2 protein-coding genes are annotated in these 1430 nt (G+C 70.9%); one reads left to right on the top strand and one right to left on the bottom strand.

Annotated elements, in window-relative coordinates:
* Positions 1-433: polyprenyl synthetase family protein (locus FV228_RS29685; RefSeq protein ID WP_187277974.1), on the bottom strand; the 433-nt coding region annotated here is incomplete at its 3' end.
* Between the two features lie 109 nt (positions 434-542).
* On the opposite strand from FV228_RS29685, the gene FV228_RS29680 reads away from it, so the two are divergent.
* Positions 543-1430: FAD-dependent oxidoreductase (locus FV228_RS29680; protein WP_147857721.1), on the top strand; the 888-nt coding region annotated here is incomplete at its 3' end.

The raw sequence follows: 1430 nt of genomic DNA, 5'->3' as shown, positions 1-1430 counted from the left end.
AGCCGGCGGCGCGCCCGAGGAGGCCGACCAGGCGGGCGAGCCGCACCGGATAGGGTCCGGCGGCCCGAGCCAGGGTTTCGAAGGCGAGCACGATCAGGGCATCACCGGCCAGCACCGCGACCGGTTCGCCGAAGGCGATGTGGACGGTGGGCTTCTGCCGGCGCAGGGGGGCGTCGTCGAAGCAGGGCAGGTCGTCGTGGACCAGGGAGGCGCAGTGCAGCAGCTCGATCGCGGCGGCGGCGGCCTCGGAGGCGGCGGGATCGTCGTCGCCGCAGGCATGGGCCACCGACAGGCACAGCCGCGGGCGTATGCGGTGTCCACCGGGGAAGACGGCGTAGCGCAACGCTTCAGCCAAAAGGGGCGGCGCACCCGGCGCCTCGGCATAAGCCACGGCGCGATCCAGCGCCTGTTCGATCCGCCGGCCTGACTCCATGGCGCGCCTCCCGTGTTATCATCGGTTGTCAGCGACAAGTGTCATTTCTTATTGACACTTTGCAGGCCGGAGATCAATCCCAATCGGTGGCGCAAGTGCGAGGTTGAGCGTGGCGCAGGACCGCGTCGTCGTGATCGGAGCCGGGATCGGCGGTCTGGCCGCCGCCTTACGGTTGGCGCATGCCGGCCTGTCGGTCACGGTGGTAGAGCGCGCCGCACGGCCCGGCGGCAAGATGGCCAGCGTTCCAGTCGGCCAACTCTTCGTCGAAACCGGTCCGACCGTGTTCACGATGCGATGGATCTTCGAAGAATTGTTCGCCGAAGCCGGCGCAGACTTCGTCGATCACGCGAAGCTAACGCCCGCGAGCCTCCTCGCCCGGCACGCCTGGTCGCAAGATGCGCGTTTGGACCTGTTCGCCGATCCGGAAGCGTCGGCGGCGGCGATCGCCGAGTTCGCCGGCCCCCGGGAGGCCGACGGCTACCGCCGGTTCTGTGCCCGCTCGGCCGAGGTCTACCGGACCCTGGAAGGTCCGTTCATCCGCGAGGGCCGGACAAGCCCAACCGGCCTGGCGCAGCGGGTCGGGATCTCGGGCCTCGGCGACCTCTGGCGGATCCAGCCGTTCGCGACGCTGTGGTCGGCGCTGGGGACGTTCTTCCGCGATCCGCGGCTGCTGCAATTGTTCGGGCGCTACGCCACCTATTGCGGCGCCTCGCCGTTCACCGCGCCCGCGACCCTGATGCTGGTGGCGCATGTCGAGCAGGCGGGGGTCTGGACTGTGGCCGGCGGCATGAGCGCGCTCGCCGGGGCGGTGGCGGACCTGGCGACGCAGCGCGGCGCCACGTTCCGATTCGGGACGCATGTGGACCGGATCCTCACCGAGGGCGGCCGGGTCTCCGGCGTGGTCCTGTCCGATGGCGAGCGGATCCCGGCGGACACCATCGTCTGCAACGCCGACGCGGCGGCGCTCGGCGCCGGGCTGTTCGGCCCGGAGGCGGCA

The organism is Methylobacterium sp. WL18 (genome assembly GCF_008040015.1).
GTDB classification, from domain to species: Bacteria; Pseudomonadota; Alphaproteobacteria; order Rhizobiales; family Beijerinckiaceae; genus Methylobacterium; species Methylobacterium mesophilicum.
Note: the sequence above shows the minus strand (reverse complement) of the source record. Positions and strands in the feature narration are given on the sequence as shown.